The organism is Aquitalea denitrificans (genome assembly GCF_009856625.1).
GTDB classification, from domain to species: Bacteria; Pseudomonadota; Gammaproteobacteria; order Burkholderiales; family Chromobacteriaceae; genus Aquitalea; species Aquitalea denitrificans.
The window spans coordinates 585670-604765 of sequence record NZ_CP047241.1 but is presented as its reverse complement, the minus strand read 5'-3'; the positions used below and the strand labels follow the sequence as shown (position 1 = coordinate 604765).

Genomic DNA, 19096 nt, shown 5'->3' with positions numbered 1-19096 from the left:
GGGCAGAAGACGCCGGCTGAACCACCCACCTACATCAGCCACGCCTTCGCCTCGACGGAGTAGACAATAACACCCGCCCAAGGCCGCGCCTTTGATACAGGTCAAGCCTGCCAGTCCGCGTTCGCACGCCACCGCTGTTTCCGTTTTACTGCATTCCGTCTGACAGACACTCCCGGCCGGTTTCACCGGTAACGGCATTTCTTTATCTGACGTAAAGATAGCGCCGTGCTCCATGCAAAACATCGGGGGCTTACGCCCCCGATATCAGCAACTTCCCTGTCGGGAAGCAAACAGGATTACTTCAGGCTGACGCCATAGAAGGAGTTCAGGCCGAAGGGGCTTACCTTGAAGCCGACTACCGACTTGGACATCGGCTGTACCACGGTGGAGTGAGCCACAGTGGTGTAAGGCAGCTGCTGTTTGTAGATTTCCTGCGCCTTCATGTACAGCTTGGTGCGCTCGGCCACATTGGTGGTGCGCTTGGCTTTCTGCAGCAGGTCTTCAAACGGCTTGTAGCACCACTTGGCAAAGTTGTTGCCGTTCATGGCTTCGCAACCCAGCTGAGTACCCAGCCAGTTGTCCGGATCACCATTGTCACCGGTCCAGCCAATCAGCATGGCATCGTGCTCGCCAGCCTTGGCGCGCTTGATGTACTCACCCCATTCGTAGGTGGTGATCTTGGCCTTGACGCCGATCTTGGCCCAGTCAGCCTGTACCATTTCGGCCATCAGCTTGGCATTGGGGTTGTACGGACGCTGCACCGGCATCGCCCACAGGGTGATGTCGAAGCCATTCGGGTAGCCGGCCTTGGCCAGCAGCGCCTTGGCTTTTTCCACACTGTACGGGGCGTCTTTCAGGCTCTTGTTATAAGACCACTGGGTCGGCGGCATCGGATTGGTGGCAGCCTGGCCAGCACCCTGGTATACGGCGTCGATGATGGCTTTCTTGTTGACTGCCATATCCAGTGCCTGACGCACTTCCAGCTTGTCCATCGGCTTGTGCTTCACGTTGTAGGCCAGATAGCCCAGGTTGAAGCCAGCCTGTGAAATCACGTTCAGCTTGCTGTCGGCCTTCATGGCAGCGATGTCGGTCGGACGCGGGTAGGCGGTAACCTGGCACTCACCGGCCTTCAGCTTCTGGTAACGCACGGACGGATCGGTGGTGATGGCAAATACCAGATTGTCGACTTTAGGGCCGTCGGCCTTGTCCCAGTACTGCTTGTTGGCGGCAAAGCGAATCTGCGCATCTTTCTGGTAACGTTTGAAGATGAAGGGACCGGTACCCACCGGCTGCTGGTTCAGCAGTTGCGGTGTACCAGCCTTCAACAGCTTGTCGGCATATTCGGCCGACTGGATGGAGGCAAAGCTCATCGCCAGGTTTTGCAGGAAGGCCGCATCGATGTTCTTCAAGGTGAACTTGACGGTATTGGCGTCCAGCTTTTCCACCTTGGTGATGTTTTCATCCATGCCCATATCGGTGAAATACGGGAATTCGGTCGGGTAGGCTTTGCGGAAGGCGTTGTTCTTGTTGAGCATGCGGTCGAAGGTGAACACCACGTCATCCGCACTGAAGTCACGCGTCGGCTTGAAGAAGTCAGTAGTCTGAATCTTTACGCCCTTGCGCAGATGGAAGGTATAGGACAGGCCATCAGCAGCCACATCCCACTTTTCCGCCAGCGCCGGTACTACCTTGGTGCCGCCACGCTGGAATTGCACCAGGCGGTTGAATACGGTTTCGGCAGAGGCATCGAAGTCGGTGCCAGTAGTGTACTGACCCGGGTCGAAACCGGCCGGGCTACCCTCGGAGCAATATACGAGCGTTCCTGCAGCTTGTGCAGCCATCGAGGCCGAGGCGATCAGGCCGGCGGCCAGCAGCATTTTCTTTGCAGCTTGCATTGTTCTTTCCTTTTCCTTTGTACAGACTTCGTGATTGTTATCGATTGTCCGATCTTCTGAAGCGCCTTGTGGGCGGCTTTGGTCGGATACATTATGCAGAGAGGGGCAGTTTGACAAGCACCCCTCTCGCATTTCTGATCATTTATTGCGCATGCACAGCAGTTGTCAGCAGAAAACTAGCACTTTTTCACCACAACACTGCCAACGGAGTAACCGGCACCAAACGAGGAAATGACACCGATATCGCCTGGTGCCAAGCGATCGCGGCACAGGTGGAAAGCAATGATCGAGCCAGCCGAGCTGGTATTGGCGTAGCGATCCAGAATCACCGGTGCTTCCTGCGCGGTGGCATCACGGCCCAGTACACGGCGGGCAATCAGCTGGTTCATCGCCAGGTTGGCCTGATGCAGCCAGAAGCGGCCCACCTGTTGCGGCTGGATGCCCAGCTGTTCCAGATGTTGCACGATATGCTCGCCCACCATCGGGCACACTTCCTTGAACACCTTGCGGCCCTGTTGCACAAACAATTTGTCGACCTGACCAATGCCCTGCTCGTCACAGCGATTGAGGAAGCCGAAGTTGTTGCGGATATTGTTGGAAAACACCGTGGCCAGACGGGTACCCAGAATCTCGAACTGCTCGGCCGAGGTGGCCGAACCGGCAGCTTCCAGCACCAGAGCAGTGCAGGCATCACCAAAAATGAAATGGCTGTCGCGGTCGCGGAAATTGAGGTGGGCCGAGCAGATTTCCGGGCTGATCACCAGCACGGCGCGTGCCTGGCCGCTCTGGATGGCATTGACCGCAGTCTGGATGCCGAAGGTGGCGGACGAGCAGGCCACATTCATGTCGAAGGCATAGCCCTGCACACCCAGCGCCTGCTGGATTTCAATGGACACCGCCGGATAAGGGCGCTGCATATTGGAACAAGCCACCAGCACCATGTCGATGTCAGCCGCCGTCCTGCCCGCCTGCGCCAGCGCCGCAGTGGCCGCCGCCACGCCCATTTCAGCCTGGACGGACAATACATCGTTACCGCGTTCCGGCAGATAAGGCGCCATGCGTGCCGGATCCAGCACACCATCCTTGTTCATCAGAAAACGCTGCTTGATACCGGAGGCCTTTTCGATGAATTCGGCACTGGATTCGGCCAGTGCCGCCACGGTTCCGGTGGCAATTTCGGTAGCATGCTGTGCATTCCAGCCAGCAACATACAGATTGAAGGCAACGACCAGTTCTTCATTGCTGACTGCATGCGGGGGCGTAAACAGGCCGGACCCGCTGATGACCACTTTCTTCATTTCCCTGTCTCTCTCTGACAAAGACACCGCCGCTGGCAGGCTGCCACATCCGGCCTGGCCGGATAACACAATCCTTGCATGCAACAGGCGGCACCTGTGATGGCACCCATGTAAACGGGCGTTTGCTCGAATCATACACCAAGCCCGGTTTTGTCCTGCAATTAAACCCCCCGAGCGCTGATAAACCTAGTAAAATGCTCAACTTTGCTGCCGTTTGCCAGCCCCACGCCGTAGGTCAATCCGGGGCAGCTAGCAGACTTGTCGACACCCGCCATTAATAGTTGACAAATTTAGTCGGGAATTGGGTATAATCATCCCAACCACCCATCGGAGTTCAAGATCATGCGTCTCACCACCAAAGGCCGCTTTGCGGTAACCGCCATGCTGGATCTGGCCATGCGCGAAGCCAATGGCCCGGTGACCCTGGCTGGCATCAGCGAGCGCCAGAGCATTTCCCTTTCCTATCTGGAACAGCTGTTCGGCAAACTGCGCCGTTCCGAACTGGTAGACAGCGTACGCGGCCCCGGCGGCGGCTACACGCTGGCCCGCATCCCGTCCGAAATTTCCGTGGCAGACATCATTGCCGCCGTGGATGAGCCGGTTGATGCCACCCAGTGCGGCGGACGCGAAAACTGTCATGACAACCACCGCTGCATGACCCACGACTTGTGGACCAACCTGAACGCCACCATTTTCGACTATCTGGCCAAGGTTACCCTGGGCAGCCTGGTTGAAAAGCAACGCGCCAAGGAAACAGCGTCCAAAGAAAACAATGTAATGCAGGACAAGCGCGAAAGCAGCCCCCGTGCGACTGCCTCCGCCTCCAGCGCACTGTAAGCGCACCGCATCCCCGGAGAATTGATAATGAGTCAGCTCAAGCTTCCCATCTACCTCGACTATTCAGCCACCACCCCGGTTGATCCCCGTGTTGCCGCCAAGATGATTCCCTATCTGACCGAGCAATTCGGCAACCCGGCATCGCGCAGCCACAGCTTTGGCTGGACGGCGGAAGAGGCGGTAGAGAATGCGCGGGCGGAAGTGGCCAAGCTCCTGAATGCCGACCCGAAGGAAATTGTCTGGACCTCCGGTGCCACCGAGTCCGACAACCTGGCCATCAAGGGCGCCGCCCAGTTCTACAAGAGCCGTGGCAAGCACATCATCACCGTCAAGACCGAACACAAGGCGGTGCTGGATACCTGTCGCGAGCTGGAACGCCAGGGCTTCGAGGTGACTTATCTGGGGGTGCAGGAAAACGGCCTGATCGACATTGAAGAATTCAAGGCGGCCATTCGCCCGGACACCATCCTGGTGTCGGTGATGTACGTCAACAATGAAATCGGTGTTATCCAGGACATCCCGCAAATCGGCGAAATCTGCCGCGAAAAAGGTATCATCTTCCATGTCGACGCCACCCAGGCGCCGGGTAAGGTCAAGATGGACATGAATGTGCTGAAAGTGGACCTGATGAGCCTGTCCGCCCACAAGGCCTACGGCCCCAAGGGTATTGGCGCACTGTACATCCGCCGCAAGCCGCGTGTGCGTCTGGAAGCCCAGATGCACGGTGGTGGCCATGAGCGCGGTTTCCGCTCCGGCACCTTGCCGACGCACCAGATTGTCGGCATGGGCGAAGCCTTCCGCCTGGCCCGTGAAGAGATGGACAGCGAGAGCGAACGCATCCGCATGCTGCGCGACCGTCTGTGGAACGGCATCAAGGACATGGAAGAGGTGTACATCAATGGCGACATCGACCAGCGCGTACCGCACAACCTCAATGTCAGCTTCAACTTTGTTGAAGGTGAAAGCCTGATCATGGCCATCAAGGACCTGGCTGTTTCCAGCGGTTCGGCCTGTACCTCGGCTTCGCTGGAGCCGTCCTACGTGCTGCGCGCCCTGGGCCGCAACGATGAAATGGCACACAGCTCCATCCGCTTTACCCTGGGCCGCTTCACCACCGAAGAAGAAATCGACTTCGCCATTGCGCTGTTGAAAGATAAAATCGGCAAATTGCGCGAACTGTCCCCGCTGTGGGAAATGTTCAAGGAAGGCGTAGACCTGAATTCGGTACAGTGGGCCGCCCACTGAACTATCAATGATTTTGCGGGAGCGCTCGGCTCATGACAGCCGCGCTTCCGTCAGCAGGAGAGAGAACCATGGCATACAGCGACAAGTTGATGGATCACTACGAAAACCCGCGTAATGTGGGCTCGTTCGAAAAAGGTGATGACTCCGTAGGCACCGGCATGGTTGGTGCGCCGGCCTGTGGCGATGTAATGAAGCTGCAGATCAAGGTAAACGCCGACGGTGTGATTGAAGACGCCAAGTTCAAGACTTACGGCTGTGGCTCCGCCATTGCCTCGTCATCCCTGGTAACCGAATGGGTGAAGGGCAAATCGCTGGATGAAGCCATGTCAATCAAGAACACCGCCATTGCCGAAGAACTGGCGTTGCCGCCGGTGAAGATCCACTGCTCCATCCTGGCTGAAGACGCCATCAAGGCGGCAGTGAGCGACTACAAGCAAAAACACGGCAAGTAAGGAGCGCAGACATGGCCATCACCCTTTCGGCAAGTGCAGCCAATCACGTCAGCCAGTTCATCGCCAAACGCGGCAAGGGCCTGGGCATCCGCCTGGGGGTGAAAACCTCCGGCTGTTCCGGCATGGCCTACAAGCTGGAGTTTGTCGATGCGGCGACCGATGAGGACATCACCTTCGAAAGCAATGGTGTGACGGTATTTACCGATGCCAAGAGCCTGGCCTATCTGGACGGCACCGAACTGGACTACTCCAAGGAAGGGCTGAACGAAGGCTTCAAGTTCAACAACCCCAACGTGAAAAACGAATGTGGTTGCGGCGAAAGCTTCAACGTCTGATCGCCGTCTGTCATTCCCTGAGCCGGGCTGCCACCAGCGGCGGTCCGGTTGCCACTCTGCAGTCCCGTAGCCCAAGGCCATGACTACCGAATTCTCCCAGGACTTCTTTCAGCTGTTCGGCCTGCCGCGCCGCTTTGTGCTTGATAGCCAGCAACTTGAACACTCCTGGCGTGCCGCTGCGGCTACCGTGCATCCCGACCGCTACGCCAGCAGCCCCGATGCCGAAAAACGCATGGCGCTGATGCAGGCCACCCGCGTCAACGAAGCCTACCAGACGCTTAAATCGCCGCTGCGCCGCGCGCGCTATCTGCTGTCCCTGCAAGGCCGCGACACCCAGGAGGAAACCAATACCAGCATGCCGGTGGATTTCCTGATGGCGCAGATGGAATGGCGCGAAAACATAGAAGAAGCCCGCGACGCCGGCAAGGTAGAAGCACTGGAAGCACTATCAGCCAGCTTGCGCCAGGAAAACCGCGCACTGGTGGCAGATCTGGCCACGGCACTGGATGAAGCGGCAGATTTGGACGCCGCTGCACTGATGGTGCGAAAATTGCGCTTTCTGGAAAAACTCGACCAGGAAATCGGCGACGCCATCGAAACCCTGCTGGGCTAGGTCGCCATCCCTGTGCACCTGATGTTACCGCTCACGCGACAACAATAAAGATTCCGTCATGGCTCTACTACAAATTGCCGAACCCGGCCTGTCCGCCGCACCACACCAGCACCGCCTGGCCGTAGGCATCGACCTTGGCACCACCAATTCACTGGTGGCCACGGTAAGAAGCGGCTCTGCTATCGTACTGGCCGACGAATTCGGTCGCAGCCTGCTGCCCTCCGTAGTGCGCTACCAGGAAGATGGCAGCACCACAGTGGGCCACGACGCCCAGCGCCAGCAGAACCATGACCCGCACAACACCATTACTTCGGTAAAACGCTTCATGGGCCGCGGCCTGTCCGACCTCAAGGACGCCGGCAGCCTGCCCTACCGTTTTGTCGACGCACCCGGCATGGTGCAACTGCACACCGCCGCCGGCGTGAAAAGCCCGGTTGAAGTGTCCGCCGACATCCTGCGCCAGCTGGCTCAGCGCGCCGAGGCCGCCCTGGGCGGTGAACTGACCGGTGCCGTGATTACCGTACCGGCCTATTTCGACGACGCCCAGCGCCAGGCCACCAAGGATGCCGCCCGTCTGGCCGGCCTCACCGTGCTGCGCCTGCTGAACGAACCCACTGCAGCTGCGATTGCCTATGGCCTGGACAACGGGGCCGAAGGCACTTACGTGGTATACGACCTGGGCGGGGGTACCTTCGACATTTCCATTCTCAAACTCACCCGTGGTGTATTTGAAGTGCTGTCCACCAGCGGCGACTCCGCCCTGGGCGGCGACGACTTCGACCACCGCGTGTATTGCTGGCTTCTGGAGCAGGCCGACCTGCACGGCCTGTCCGCCCAGGACACCCGCCTGCTGCTGACCCGCGCCCGCGAAGCCAAGGAAGCGCTGACCGAACACAGCGATACCCGCATCACCGCCATTTTGTCCGACGGCCATGCCATCGACCTGACACTGGATCAGGACACCTTCCGCCGCATCACCAAAACCCTGGTGGACAAAACCCTGTTGCCGGTCCGCAAGGCCCTGCGCGATGCCGACATCACTGCCGACGACGTCAAGGGCGTGGTGATGGTAGGTGGTGCCACCCGCATGCCGCATATCCAGAAAGCCGTGGCCGACTTTTTCGGTCAGCCGCCGCTGACCAATCTGGACCCGGACAAGGTAGTGGCACTGGGTGCCGCCATCCAGGCCAATGTACTGGCCGGTAACAAGGGTGAGGACGAATGGCTGCTGCTGGACGTGATTCCGCTGTCGCTGGGCATCGAAACCATGGGTGGCCTGACCGAAAAAATCATCCCGCGCAACAGCACCATCCCGGTAGCGCGGGCGCAGGAATTCACCACATTCAAGGATGGCCAGACCGCCATGTCCATCCACGTACTGCAAGGTGAGCGCGAACTGGTGGCCGACTGTCGCAGCCTGGCGCAATTCGTGCTGCGCGGCATTCCGCCCATGGTGGCCGGAGCCGCCCGCATCCGCATCACCTTCCAGGTGGATGCCGACGGCCTGCTGGCGGTATCTGCCCGCGAAATGACCAGCGGTGTGGAAGCCAGCATCGAGGTCAAACCCTCCTACGGCCTGTCCGACGACGCCATCAGCCAGATGCTGAGCGACTCGCTGGCCCATGTGCAGGACGACATCGAGGCACGCAAGCTGCGCGAGGCCATTGTCGATGCCGACAGCCTGCGCGATGCCACCCTCACTGCACTGCAGATTGATGGCGATCTGTTGTCTGCTGACGAAACCGCCGCCATCCGCCTGGTGCTGGACGAACTGCAAGCCGCCGTCGCCAGCCAGACCACGCTGGCGGTCAACCAGGCTACCCATCGCCTGAACAAGGCCACCGAAGACTTTGCCGCCCGCCGCATGGACCGCAACATCCAGCGCGCACTCAAGGGCCAGAATATTGCCGAGCTATAAGGACAACCCATGCCACGCCTGATTGTGCTGCCCCATGCCGACCTCTGCCCCGATGGGGCTGTGATCGACGACGCCGAAACCGGCAAGAACATCTGTGAAGTACTGCTGGAACACGATATCGAAATCGAACACGCCTGCGAGCTGTCCTGCGCCTGTACCACCTGCCACTGCATCGTGCGCGAGGGCTTCGATTCGCTGAGCGAAGCAGACGAGCTGGAAGAAGACATGCTGGACAAGGCCTGGGGGCTGGAATCCCAGTCGCGCCTGTCCTGCCAGGCCGTGATTGGCGAGGAAGACCTGGTGGTGGAAATTCCACGTTACACCATCAACCACGCACGCGAGCACCATTAAGCAACACACCATGAAACGCCTTGGCCCGGTGCGGGCTGCAGGGTTTCGTGCATCGTGCAGGAACGCAGGAGAACGAGATGAAATGGACCGACGTTAACGACATCGCCATCGAACTGGTGGAAACCTACCCCGATATCGACCCCAAGACCGTGCGCTTTGTCGACCTGCACAACTGGGTGGTCGCCCTGCCCGACTTTGACGACGACCACAGCCGTGGCGGCGAGCGCGTGCTGGAAGCTATCCAGCAAGCCTGGATAGACGAAGCAGAATAAGCGCAGCTCACCAACCCTGCGTCTGCGTGGCACCAGCTTGCCGTACTTGTTGTACTTTTTGCGGCATTGCACCTTGCCCCAGCGGCGCTACGCTATTTTGTGAGCAGCGCCAAGCAGCACCCATAGCGCAAAGCCCGGCCATGCCGGGCTTCTTCATTGCCCCACGCGACTCCCCACTCCCCACTCCCCACTCCCCACTCCCCACTCCCCACTCCCCACCACGCTGGCTGCCCATGACGGGCTGCTATAAGATGACTCATCCCCCCTACCCTGCCGCCAGCACATGGCGGTGTCGTCATGGAGCCTGAACCATGTATACCCTGATCATCGGCAATAAAAACCTGTCGTCCTGGTCGCTGCGCCCCTGGCTGGTACTGAAAATGCTGAGCGAACCTTTCGAGGAAAAGCACATCGACCTCACTGCCAGCGACAGCAAGGCCCGCATTCTGGCTTGTAATCCGGCAGGCAAGGTACCGCTGCTGATCGACCAGCAACTGCACATCGCCGACAGCCTGGCCATCTGCGAATACCTGGCCGACTGCTTCCCTGCGGCCGGGCTATGGCCGGACGACATCGCCAGCCGCGCCACCGCCCGCTCTGCCGTGGCAGAAATGCACGCCGGCTTCCAGGCTCTACGCAGTGAACTGCCAATGGATGTATGCAGCGACCACGCCGGCTTTGTCCCAAGCGCGGCCGCACAAGCGGACATCAACCGCATCATCAGCCTGTGGGACAGCCTGCGCCAGCAATACCAGGGCAATGGTCCCTTCCTGTTTGGCCACTTCACCATTGCCGATGCCTTCTTTGCCCCGGTCGTGTGGCGCTTTGCCAGCTACCACATTGCCCTGCCAGGCCTGGCCGCTGACTATGCCATACACATGCAGCAGCTCCCTGCCATGCAGGAATGGCATGCCGCCGCCCTTGCTGAAGTACAATAGGCGGCAAACACCGCATTGCTGATGGAACAACGCGCCATAACTCATTAGAATGGCGCGTTTTTTTATGCGTTATTGCAGCAAGAGGCTTACAGCATGACTACCCCGTTCATTATCGGCGTTGCCGGCGGCAGCGGCAGCGGCAAGACCACCGTCACCGCCAAGGTGCTGGAAACCATCGGTCCCGACATGGCGGCTGTCATTGTGCAGGACTACTACTACCGCGATCAGGCCCATCTGACCTTCGAGCAGCGCCTCGCCACCAATTACGATCACCCGCACGCCTTTGACTGGCCATTGCTGATCGAGCATATCGAGGAGCTGCTGGCTGGCCACGCCATCGAGATGCCGGTGTATGACTTCACCAATCACACCCGCGCTGCCGAAACCATCACGGTGAAGCCGGCCCCGGTCATCGTCATCGAAGGACTGTTCCCACTATACGATGCCGCCCTGCGCGACATGATGTCGCTGAAGATCTTCGTGGATACCGACCCGGACGTGCGTTTCATCCGCCGTCTGCAACGCGACATTCGCGAACGTGGCCGCACCGTGGACCATGTGATCGAACACTATCTGGCCACCGTGCGCCCCATGCACAACCAGTTTATCGAACCCACCAAGCGCTTTGCCGATGTCATCCTGCCCCATGGTGCCAACGACCCCGCAGTAGACATCATCACCACCAAGGTTGCCAGCCTGATCAACAGCTGATGCAGCTGGCAATGTCCCACCGGCTATCGCATCCACATGCGATAGCCCACCCTTCACAGCAACAGCAGTCCGTAATGCATTTCGCGATGCGTCATTTACGCCTCAGCCAGCCTGCACCCGCCATCCGGATTTCACCAGCCATCTCATAGCCACAGCCCACCGCCATCTGATCCGCGCTGGGAAAATCCCGTCTTTTCAATGACTCATGCCCCCGGCAATAGCAGCTGAACAGGTGAACCGCAGTTTCACCTGTCGGGAAGAGCTAGAAGGTACATCCTTTTGGCCAGATGTCAGCCCACCTTCCTTGCTGGAAAGTCTGCCCTCCTGCCGTGCGCAATCATGCAGCACCCGGTACAGACCCACAGCGAGCCGCATGCTGGCCAGCCGCGCCAGTATTACCCCGAGCGTAGCCTCACTCGCTGTGTTTTTTTAAAGCAATGGCGAGGAAAACACACTCATGGCAGAGCATCCACTCCGGGAAACACAACTGAATACGGTCACCAAGGGCTTGGGCGAAAGTCCCGCCTCCTGCTCCCTGCACGATGTTGCCAGCCTGGGCTGGAACATCCTGCGCGAAGAGGTCAGCCTGCCTGCAGCCGTACTGCGCCAGAGCCGCATCCAGCACAATCTGCACTGGATGCAGGACTTCATGCAGCGCTACGGTGTAAAGCTGGCACCGCATGGCAAAACCACCATGAGCCCGGCGCTGTTTCACCTTCAGCTGGAACATGGTGCCTGGGGAATTACCCTGGCTACCGCACCACAAGTGAATGCCGCCTATCAATATGGCATCCGCCGCATGCTGATGGCCAACCAGCTGGTGGGCAAGGCCAATATGGCCATTATTTCCCGCCTGCTGCAGGACACCGGTTTCAGCTTCTGCTGCATTGTCGATTCAGCTGCCAATGTCGATGCACTCGGCCAGTATTTTGCGGCGGCGGGCCAACACCTGCGCATCCTGCTGGAGTACGGCGTGGAGGGAGGTCGCACCGGCATCCGCTCTCCGCAACAGGAAGAAGCCGTACTGGCCGCCATTGCCCGCTGGCCGCAATCACTCCGCCTGATTGGCGTGGAAGTCTATGAAGGGGTACTGCAGCAGGAAGCCGATATCCGCGCCTTCCTGCAATCCGTGCTGGCCAGAACCCGCGCACATGCAGCCGCCGGCCTGTTTGCCGAAGAAGACATTATCCTCACAGGGGCCGGCTCAGCCTGGTACGACGTGGTGGCCGATGAATTTACCGGCTTCAATCCGGGACAGCCGGTCAATATCCTGCTCCGTCCCGGCTGCTACCTCACCCACGATGTCGGCATCTATCGCCATGCCGAACAACGCATCCACAGCCAGAACCCCATCGCCCGCGAAATGGGCAGCAGTCTGCTGCCGGCATTGCAACTGTGGGCTTATGTCCAGTCCCTGCCCGAAGAAGGCCGCGCCATCATTGCCCTTGGCAAGCGCGATGCCGCATTTGACGCCGGACTGCCACAGGCATCCCTGCACTTCCGTCCTGGCCGTGACCAGCAGCCCACCGCCGCACCCGCCGACTGGATTGTCAGCACCATGATGGACCAGCACGCCTTCATGCGCATTCCAGCCGATGCAGACCTGCAAGTGGGCGACATGATCGCCTTCGAAATATCCCACCCCTGCCTGACCTTCGACAAATGGCGCCAGCTACTGCTGGTGGATGACGCGCTGAATGTCACCGGTGCGGTGGAAACCCTGTTCTGACCCCGATAAAGACCGCCCCCTACAGACCGGGAGGCGGCATTGCCCCTGCACTACTAAGGAGAAGTACATGACGCCAGTTCTGGGCAGCCAGTTGCTGCTGTATGCCGCCATCGCCATCATCGCGCTGGTGGTACTGATCGCCAGATACCGCATCAACCCATTCATTGTGCTGACCGTGGTTTCCATCGGTCTGGCCCTGGCTGCACAAATGCCGGCCAAGGACATCATGGCTGCCTATGAAACCGGGGTGGGCAAAACACTGGGCCATATCGCGCTGGTGGTGGCATTGGGCACCATGCTGGGCAAGATGATGGCCGAATCCGGCGGTGCCGAGCGCATCGCCCTGACGCTGATCGACAAATTCGGCGAAAAGAACGCCCACTGGGCCATGGTGTGCATCGCCTTTGTCTGTGGCCTGCCGCTGTTCTTCGAAGTGGGCTTCGTGTTGCTGATTCCGATTGCCTTTACCGTGGCCAAGCGTGCCGGTGTGTCCATGCTGCTGGTCGGCCTGCCCATGGTAGCCGGCCTGTCTGTGGTGCATGGTCTGGTGCCGCCGCATCCGGCGGCCATGCTGGCCGTGAGCGAATATGGCGCCCAGGTGGGCAAGACTGTGTTCTACGCCATTATTGTCGGCGTACCCACCGCCATCATCGCCGGGCCAGTATTTGCCAAATTTATCGCACCGCGCATTGATCTGCCGGCAGAAAACCCGATTGCCAGCCAGTTTACCGAGCGTGAAACCGGTAAGCGCGAACTGCCAAGCTTTGGCGTCACCATCGCCACCATTTTGCTGCCGGTATTCCTGATGTTGCTCGGTGGCTGGGCCAATGTGCTGACAGATAAAGGTAGCGCCATGAACGGCCTGCTGCTGTTTATCGGTAACTCGGTGGTCGCCTTGCTGATCGCCACCCTGGTCAGCTTCTGGACGTTGGGCCTTGCCCGTGGTTTCAGCCGCGACAACATCCTCAAGTTCACCAATGAGTGTCTGGCCCCCACCGCCGCCATTACCTTGCTGGTAGGCGCTGGTGGCGGTCTTAACCGCATCCTGATTGAAACCGGCGTCACCAAGGAAATCATTGCGCTGTCAGCCGAATTCCAGCTATCGCCCTTACTGCTGGGCTGGTTGCTGGCGGTGTTGATGCGGGTGGCCACCGGCTCGGCCACCGTGGCCATGACTACCGCCGCCGGGATTGTCGCGCCCATCGCCATGGCCAGCGGCTATCCGCATCCGGAACTGCTGGTGCTGGCCACAGGTGCAGGCTCGCTGATTCTGTCCCACGTCAACGATGGCGGTTTCTGGCTGGTGAAAGAGTATTTCAACATGACCGTGGTGCAGACCCTGAAAACCTGGACCGTGCTGGAAACACTGATTTCTGTAGTGGCCTTTGCCCTGACGCTGGGACTGGCCCAGCTGCTCTGAGCCAGACTCACCACCCTCTTCTCCCGGCCTGGCAGCAAGCCCTTGCCTGCCGTGCCGCCGGGAGCCTTCCGGAGAATCCTCATGCACCATCTGGATACCCTGATTCGCCAGGTCAATCTGGTCGATGGCAGTGGCGCAGCCGCGTTTGTGGCCGATGTCGGCATTTGCCAACAGCGCATCGCCTTGATCGGGCAGGCCGGTCAGGTTGAAGCCGACCATGAAATTGACGGTCGCGGCCTGACCTTGGCCCCAGGCTTCATCGACGTCCACACCCATGACGACACCATGGTGATACGCCAGCCACAGATGCAGCCCAAACTCAGCCAGGGCGTGACCACCGTGATTGTCGGTAATTGTGGCATCAGTGCAGCGCCCGTCAGCCTGAAAGGCGAGCCGCCAGACCCAATGAACCTGCTAGGGCCAAAGGACGCCTTCCGCTACCCGCGCTTTGCCGACTACCGCGCCGCAGTGGAACAGGCCGAACCCGCCGTCAATGTGGCGGCACTGATTGGCCACACCGCCTTGCGCAGCAATCATCTGGATAGGCTGGACCGCTGCGCCAACGCAGAAGAAATCAACGCCATGCGCTCCCAGCTGGCCGACAGCCTGCAACACGGGGCACTGGGGCTGAGCAGCGGCCTTGCCTATGCATCAGCCTTCAGTGCCGACAGCAGCGAAGTGGAGCAACTGGCCGCCGAACTGGCCAGCTTCGGCGGCATCTACACCACCCATCTGCGCAGCGAATTCGAACCGGTGCTGGAAGCCATGGACGAAGCCTGGCGCGTGGGCCGCCATGCCAACAGCCCGGTCATCGTGTCGCATATGAAATGCGCCGGCAAAGGTAACTGGGGGCGCAGCCCGCAACTGCTGGCCTCACTGGAACAAGCTGCCCGCCAGCAACAAGTGGGCTGCGACTGCTACCCTTACTCCGCCAGCTCCTCCACGCTGGACCTGAAACAGGTCACCAGCGATTTCGAGATTTTCATCACCTGGTCCACCCCGCACCCGGACATGGCCGGCCAAACCCTGCAGGCGATTGCCGAACAATGGCAGCTCCCCTTGCTGGATGCCGCCCGCAAGCTGCAACCGGCCGGCGCGGTGTATCACGGCATGGACCCGGCCGATGTCGAGCGCATTCTCAGCCACCCGCTCACCATGGTGGGCTCGGACGGACTGCCGGAAGACCCGCTGCCCCACCCCAGGCTATGGGGCGCGTTTCCGCGTGTGCTGGGCCACTACTGCCGCGAACGCAAGCTGTTCAGCCTGGAAACCGCCATTCACAAAATGACCGGCTTGTCTGCCAGCCGCTTTGCGCTGGACGAGCGCGGCCTGATACGCCCCGGATACTGGGCAGACCTGGTGTTGTTTGATGCAGCCACCATCCATGACACAGCCAGCTTCCACTCACCGGTACAGGCTGCACAAGGCATTGTTGCAGTCTGGGTGAATGGCACGCTCAGCTGGCAACACACGGCCGCCACCGGTGCCCGTGCCGGACGCTTTTTGCCGCGCACCCGCGATATCCGCACCACCTTCCCCGTTACTCCCTCACTGTAAACATGCAAGGAAACCTATCATGAGCGATCTGAAACGCTATGGCATTGCCGGTGGCACCGGTGGCCAGACCATGCCCTTTGCCCGCGCGGTACAAGCCGCTGACGGCTGGCTGTATGTCTCCGGTCAGACCCCCATGATCAATGGCGAAGTGATTGAAGGTGGCATCGTCACCCAGTCGCACCAATGTATCCAGAACGTCTTGGCCATACTCCGGGAAGCCGGTTACAGCCCGGAACATGTGGTGCGCTGTGGCGTGTGGCTGGATGATACCCGCGACTTTGCCTCGTTCAACCGGGTATTCCTGCAGTATTTTGGCGAACATCCGCCCGCCCGCGCCTGCGTACAGTCCAGCATGGTAATCGACTGCAAGGTCGAGGTGGACTGCATCGCCTACAAAAAGCCCTGACTACCACAGCGCTGCCCGCACAAGGGCAGCGCCCTGCCCTGCACAACAAGGAAGGACAGCAACATGCATATTGCCTGCCTGGGTGAAGGCATGATCGAACTGAGCGGTCAACCGCTACAACGCCGTTTTGGTGGCGACACCCTGAACACCGCCATCTATCTGGCCCGAGTTCTGGCCGACAGCCCGCACCATGTTCGCTATCTGACGGGCATGGGACAGGACAACCTCAGCCGCCAGCTATTGGCTGACTGGCAAGCCGAAGGCGTGGATGTCAGCCACATTGTCATCCTGCCGGGCAAGCTGCCCGGCCTGTACATGGTGGAAACCGATGCCCGTGGCGAGCGCAGCTTCCTGTACTGGCGCAATGACAGTGCGGCACGCCATTACTTTGCCTCCGGCATCGACTTTGCCAGCGTGCTGCACACCGCACATCTGCAAGCCATTTACCTGTCCGGCATTTCACTGGCCCTATTCAACGAGCACGAACGACAACGCCTGCTGGATGCCCTGCGCGACTTTGCCCGCGATGGCGGCAAAATCTGGTTCGACAACAACTTCCGCCCTTCGCTGTGGACATCCACCCAGGCACGTGCAGGACATGAAGCCGTGCTGGCGCTGGCCGATGTCGGCCTGCTGACACTGGACGATGAACAAGCGCTATACGGAGCCGAAACTGCCGAGGCTGTCGCCGAACGCACGTTGGCACTGGGCTGCAAAGAAGTGGTGATCAAACGCGGCGGCGAACCCTGCCTGCTGGCCAGCGCCGGACTGCGTGCAGAAGTACTGGCCACCGCCGTGCCACAAGTGGTGGACACCACCGCCGCCGGCGACTCCTTTGCCGCAGGCTATCTGGCCAGCCGGGTATTGGGCTACCCACCCGCCCAGGCCGCAGCCTTCGCCCACCGCCTGTCTGCTGCCGTGATTGCCCACAGCGGAGCCATCATCCCGCGCCAAGCCATGCCGCAGCGCTGATTGAATTACATCCAACACCGGCAACTTGCCGGTGTTTTGCTTTTGATAGATCACGCATGGAATGCATCAGGAGGCTGTCGATGGACGTGTATAGCTTGCGTAATGATCATTACTTTATGAGAACACTGCGCGAGCAGGCCCGGCATGCGCTGCATGGTGATACTTACCGTTTCACCGATCAGGAACTGTTTGAACTGATGAAGGTGGAAGAACATTTCAGGGAATGGCAGCGCAGGCAAGCCAGCTTGTTGTTCGATGGTGAAACCCTGTTTTGGCAGGAAGCCGGCCAGGAAAGAAAATGGACCGCTTATTCTGGTCGTAAGGGCTATTGGTCGCCCAAGTTTCAAAGCCTCAGAGATGAGGGGCCGATTCCTGAAGGCAGCTATCTGCTTAAACAGAGTGAGTTTTATACTTGGGAAGGAACGGACTCATTTAGTCGCCTGATCTGTTTTACCGGATGGCTTCACTGGAAACTGGGAAAGTGGCCTAGTTGTAGGACAGCATGGGGTGAACAACGAATAGCATTGATTCCTCAAAAACACACTAATGTCCATGGTCGTCATGGCTTTACCATTCATGGCGGAGAATTTCCAGGGTCAGCGGGGTGCATTGACCTGACCAATAGCATGGGCAGTTTTGCAGAATCTTTCCAGCACTATGGTAAGGATATGTTGCTGGAGGTGCGTTATAAGCACCTACCCGATGGACAGGGCTACCACCGCAGCCGGTTAAAACGGGATTAGACCATGCTCAAAAAAAGATATGACATCAAAGCCAGCCTGCTGCATGGGTTAAAACTGTTGCTCAGTCTTTATCTGCTTTTTCTTATAATAGTTGGCGGACTGAATAATATATTTAAATCATTAGACCAAGCACCAGAACACCACAGAGTCTTTTTACTCATTGAAAAACTACCGCCTTCGATTCAATATTATCTTTCAAACAAAATTGCGGAATTAGTTATTTATTATGGATGGGCAGTATTTGACATCATCGCAGCAGGACTAGCCATGCTAATGCTATGGCGACCAATACAAATCAAGAACAAGTGGCTGTTATGGTTGCCATTCATTGCCAATACATCAATATTTTTTTACTTTTGCCTGATAATGTATCGCGTACTGTAATGGCAACTACACTAATTGACCAAATCATATTCAGCACTTAATAGAATACATGCAAGTATGTATAGCATCATAATTATACAAGTTCGCAATGCCCGCCTGCATGATGGCGAAGACCACCACAGCAATCATATATCACATGCAAATAGACTCGGCACTCACAGGTAGAAATCATGAAAGCGTGGGTGGCATTGAGCGTAAAACTAATTGCAAGCATTTTTTTACTGTTGTTCTTACTGTCAATGATGAATGGCTTGCTATTTCCATACGATCAAGTGAATGAGCAATATAGAATTTACCTCTGGGAAATCCAGGGACATAGCAAAAGCTTTTTCTATCTGTTAACCATTACAAATATTGCCGCAACGCTTATTGCATTAATTTCCCTATGGCTACCTATCGCTTCTTTTAAAAAACTCTTATTGGCATTACCTTTACTAGCATTATTTACTTTACAACTGACATGCACGTGGTGTATCAGTGGCTGCCGGGATGGCTTTTAATTACCAATCACTCGCAACATTTTTCGATAAATCGTAAGCAGATAAGGAAGCGAGTCAGTTTCAACAGCGCAAAATAGGTGTTATCTGTATCCAATAGACATGTAAATAGAATACGAAACTTACCGAATCCCACCAGTCAGGACTGCTCCGGTAGATCACCCTTCAGAGGATTTACCGGTGGAGGCATACCACCAAGTAGAGTAGATACCCAGCATTTACCAGTGTGTTCTGCCGCGAAACAAGTATATATATCCGGTGTACGCGCAACCCACCCAGACAGCCGCCTTCGTCCACCGCCTTTCCGCAGCCGTCATCGCTCATGCAGGGGGCATCATCCTAGGTGAAGCCATGCCGGAACGCTGATTGACACAGACAAACACCGGCAGCATGCCGGTGTTTCGCTTGCTTCCGCCCGCCCCATACCACCACTCTGCATGCAAGCCACGCGTGCAATGAACCAACCTCATCCCCACTGCTACACAAGCAAGGCTTCCCAATTATTGCCCCAAGAGCTGCCTCA

General features: G+C 58.2%; 20 protein-coding genes. 18 read left to right on the top strand and 2 right to left on the bottom strand.

What is annotated here, in order from left to right:
- Positions 1-296 precede the first annotated feature (296 nt).
- Together GSR16_RS02715 and GSR16_RS02710 are read right to left on the bottom strand one after the other, a co-directional pair.
- The gene (locus GSR16_RS02715; protein ID WP_159875033.1) at positions 297-1895 is read right to left on the bottom strand and encodes an ABC transporter substrate-binding protein; all 1599 of its coding nucleotides are present in this window, start codon (positions 1893-1895) and stop codon (positions 297-299) included.
- Between the two features lie 176 nt (positions 1896-2071).
- Complete coding sequence (locus GSR16_RS02710) at positions 2072-3193, bottom strand: beta-ketoacyl-ACP synthase III (RefSeq protein ID WP_159875032.1); 1122 nt, start codon at positions 3191-3193, stop codon at positions 2072-2074.
- 342 nt (positions 3194-3535) lie between these two features.
- Between GSR16_RS02710 and iscR the strand changes: the two genes are divergently transcribed.
- The 18 genes from iscR (at position 3536) to GSR16_RS02620 (ending at position 18576) form a co-directional block, all read left to right on the top strand.
- A complete protein-coding gene (gene iscR, locus GSR16_RS02705; RefSeq protein ID WP_159875031.1) occupies positions 3536-4030 on the top strand; it encodes a Fe-S cluster assembly transcriptional regulator IscR in 495 nt (164 codons plus the stop codon).
- 27 nt (positions 4031-4057) lie between these two features.
- A complete protein-coding gene (locus GSR16_RS02700; protein ID WP_159875030.1) occupies positions 4058-5275 on the top strand; it encodes an IscS subfamily cysteine desulfurase in 1218 nt (405 codons plus the stop codon).
- 68 nt (positions 5276-5343) lie between these two features.
- Positions 5344-5727 (top strand): Fe-S cluster assembly scaffold IscU, encoded by a 384-nt coding sequence (iscU, locus tag GSR16_RS02695; protein ID WP_124642521.1) that lies wholly within the window; start codon positions 5344-5346, stop codon positions 5725-5727.
- A gap of 11 nt (positions 5728-5738) precedes the next feature.
- Positions 5739-6062 carry an iron-sulfur cluster assembly protein IscA gene (gene iscA / locus GSR16_RS02690; RefSeq protein ID WP_159875029.1) on the top strand — a complete coding sequence of 108 codons (324 nt, stop codon included), beginning with the start codon at positions 5739-5741 and terminating at the stop codon, positions 6060-6062.
- A gap of 79 nt (positions 6063-6141) precedes the next feature.
- Positions 6142-6675 carry a Fe-S protein assembly co-chaperone HscB gene (gene hscB / locus GSR16_RS02685; RefSeq protein WP_159875028.1) on the top strand — a complete coding sequence of 178 codons (534 nt, stop codon included), beginning with the start codon at positions 6142-6144 and terminating at the stop codon, positions 6673-6675.
- A 58-nt stretch (positions 6676-6733) separates the two neighbouring features.
- A complete protein-coding gene (hscA, locus tag GSR16_RS02680; RefSeq protein WP_159875027.1) occupies positions 6734-8593 on the top strand; it encodes a Fe-S protein assembly chaperone HscA in 1860 nt (619 codons plus the stop codon).
- 9 nt (positions 8594-8602) lie between these two features.
- Positions 8603-8944 (top strand): ISC system 2Fe-2S type ferredoxin, encoded by a 342-nt coding sequence (gene fdx, locus GSR16_RS02675; protein WP_159875026.1) that lies wholly within the window; start codon positions 8603-8605, stop codon positions 8942-8944.
- Positions 8945-9021: 77 nt separating this feature from the next.
- Positions 9022-9216: a Fe-S cluster assembly protein IscX gene (gene iscX / locus GSR16_RS02670; protein ID WP_159875025.1), complete on the top strand. Its 195-nt coding sequence runs from the start codon at positions 9022-9024 to the stop codon at positions 9214-9216.
- Positions 9217-9527: 311 nt separating this feature from the next.
- Positions 9528-10154, top strand: a complete 627-nt coding sequence (locus GSR16_RS02665; RefSeq protein ID WP_159875024.1) for a glutathione S-transferase family protein — start codon at positions 9528-9530, stop codon at positions 10152-10154.
- A gap of 93 nt (positions 10155-10247) precedes the next feature.
- Positions 10248-10865, top strand: a complete 618-nt coding sequence (udk, locus tag GSR16_RS02660; protein ID WP_159875023.1) for a uridine kinase — start codon at positions 10248-10250, stop codon at positions 10863-10865.
- A 457-nt stretch (positions 10866-11322) separates the two neighbouring features.
- The gene (locus tag GSR16_RS02655; RefSeq protein WP_159875022.1) at positions 11323-12594 is read left to right on the top strand and encodes an amino acid deaminase; all 1272 of its coding nucleotides are present in this window, start codon (positions 11323-11325) and stop codon (positions 12592-12594) included.
- 67 nt (positions 12595-12661) lie between these two features.
- Complete coding sequence (locus GSR16_RS02650) at positions 12662-14014, top strand: GntT/GntP/DsdX family permease (protein WP_159875021.1); 1353 nt, start codon at positions 12662-12664, stop codon at positions 14012-14014.
- Positions 14015-14095: 81 nt separating this feature from the next.
- Complete coding sequence (locus GSR16_RS02645; protein WP_159875020.1) at positions 14096-15571, top strand: N-acyl-D-amino-acid deacylase family protein; 1476 nt, start codon at positions 14096-14098, stop codon at positions 15569-15571.
- Between the two features lie 19 nt (positions 15572-15590).
- A complete protein-coding gene (locus tag GSR16_RS02640) occupies positions 15591-15977 on the top strand; it encodes a RidA family protein (protein ID WP_205677484.1) in 387 nt (128 codons plus the stop codon).
- A gap of 63 nt (positions 15978-16040) precedes the next feature.
- Positions 16041-16949, top strand: a complete 909-nt coding sequence (locus GSR16_RS02635; RefSeq protein WP_205677483.1) for a sugar kinase — start codon at positions 16041-16043, stop codon at positions 16947-16949.
- An 80-nt stretch (positions 16950-17029) separates the two neighbouring features.
- Positions 17030-17692, top strand: a complete 663-nt coding sequence (locus GSR16_RS02630) for a tlde1 domain-containing protein (protein ID WP_159875019.1) — start codon at positions 17030-17032, stop codon at positions 17690-17692.
- 3 nt (positions 17693-17695) lie between these two features.
- Entirely contained in the window at positions 17696-18076 is a 381-nt protein-coding gene (locus GSR16_RS02625; RefSeq protein WP_159875018.1) for a hypothetical protein, read from the top strand.
- 170 nt (positions 18077-18246) lie between these two features.
- Complete coding sequence (locus tag GSR16_RS02620) at positions 18247-18576, top strand: hypothetical protein (RefSeq protein ID WP_159875017.1); 330 nt, start codon at positions 18247-18249, stop codon at positions 18574-18576.
- Positions 18577-19096: the final 520 nt, after the last annotated feature.

Coding starts and splice junctions, on each gene's coding strand:
- GSR16_RS02715 (WP_159875033.1), bottom strand. CDS start 1,895: ATGCAAGCTGCAAAGAAAATGCTGCTGGCCGCCGGCCTGATCGCCTCG.
- GSR16_RS02710 (WP_159875032.1), bottom strand. CDS start 3,193: ATGAAGAAAGTGGTCATCAGCGGGTCCGGCCTGTTTACGCCCCCGCAT.
- iscR (WP_159875031.1), top strand. CDS start 3,536: ATGCGTCTCACCACCAAAGGCCGCTTTGCGGTAACCGCCATGCTGGAT.
- GSR16_RS02700 (WP_159875030.1), top strand. CDS start 4,058: ATGAGTCAGCTCAAGCTTCCCATCTACCTCGACTATTCAGCCACCACC.
- iscU (WP_124642521.1), top strand. CDS start 5,344: ATGGCATACAGCGACAAGTTGATGGATCACTACGAAAACCCGCGTAAT.
- iscA (WP_159875029.1), top strand. CDS start 5,739: ATGGCCATCACCCTTTCGGCAAGTGCAGCCAATCACGTCAGCCAGTTC.
- hscB (WP_159875028.1), top strand. CDS start 6,142: ATGACTACCGAATTCTCCCAGGACTTCTTTCAGCTGTTCGGCCTGCCG.
- hscA (WP_159875027.1), top strand. CDS start 6,734: ATGGCTCTACTACAAATTGCCGAACCCGGCCTGTCCGCCGCACCACAC.
- fdx (WP_159875026.1), top strand. CDS start 8,603: ATGCCACGCCTGATTGTGCTGCCCCATGCCGACCTCTGCCCCGATGGG.
- iscX (WP_159875025.1), top strand. CDS start 9,022: ATGAAATGGACCGACGTTAACGACATCGCCATCGAACTGGTGGAAACC.
- GSR16_RS02665 (WP_159875024.1), top strand. CDS start 9,528: ATGTATACCCTGATCATCGGCAATAAAAACCTGTCGTCCTGGTCGCTG.
- udk (WP_159875023.1), top strand. CDS start 10,248: ATGACTACCCCGTTCATTATCGGCGTTGCCGGCGGCAGCGGCAGCGGC.
- GSR16_RS02655 (WP_159875022.1), top strand. CDS start 11,323: ATGGCAGAGCATCCACTCCGGGAAACACAACTGAATACGGTCACCAAG.
- GSR16_RS02650 (WP_159875021.1), top strand. CDS start 12,662: ATGACGCCAGTTCTGGGCAGCCAGTTGCTGCTGTATGCCGCCATCGCC.
- GSR16_RS02645 (WP_159875020.1), top strand. CDS start 14,096: ATGCACCATCTGGATACCCTGATTCGCCAGGTCAATCTGGTCGATGGC.
- GSR16_RS02640 (WP_205677484.1), top strand. CDS start 15,591: ATGAGCGATCTGAAACGCTATGGCATTGCCGGTGGCACCGGTGGCCAG.
- GSR16_RS02635 (WP_205677483.1), top strand. CDS start 16,041: ATGCATATTGCCTGCCTGGGTGAAGGCATGATCGAACTGAGCGGTCAA.
- GSR16_RS02630 (WP_159875019.1), top strand. CDS start 17,030: ATGGACGTGTATAGCTTGCGTAATGATCATTACTTTATGAGAACACTG.
- GSR16_RS02625 (WP_159875018.1), top strand. CDS start 17,696: ATGCTCAAAAAAAGATATGACATCAAAGCCAGCCTGCTGCATGGGTTA.
- GSR16_RS02620 (WP_159875017.1), top strand. CDS start 18,247: ATGAAAGCGTGGGTGGCATTGAGCGTAAAACTAATTGCAAGCATTTTT.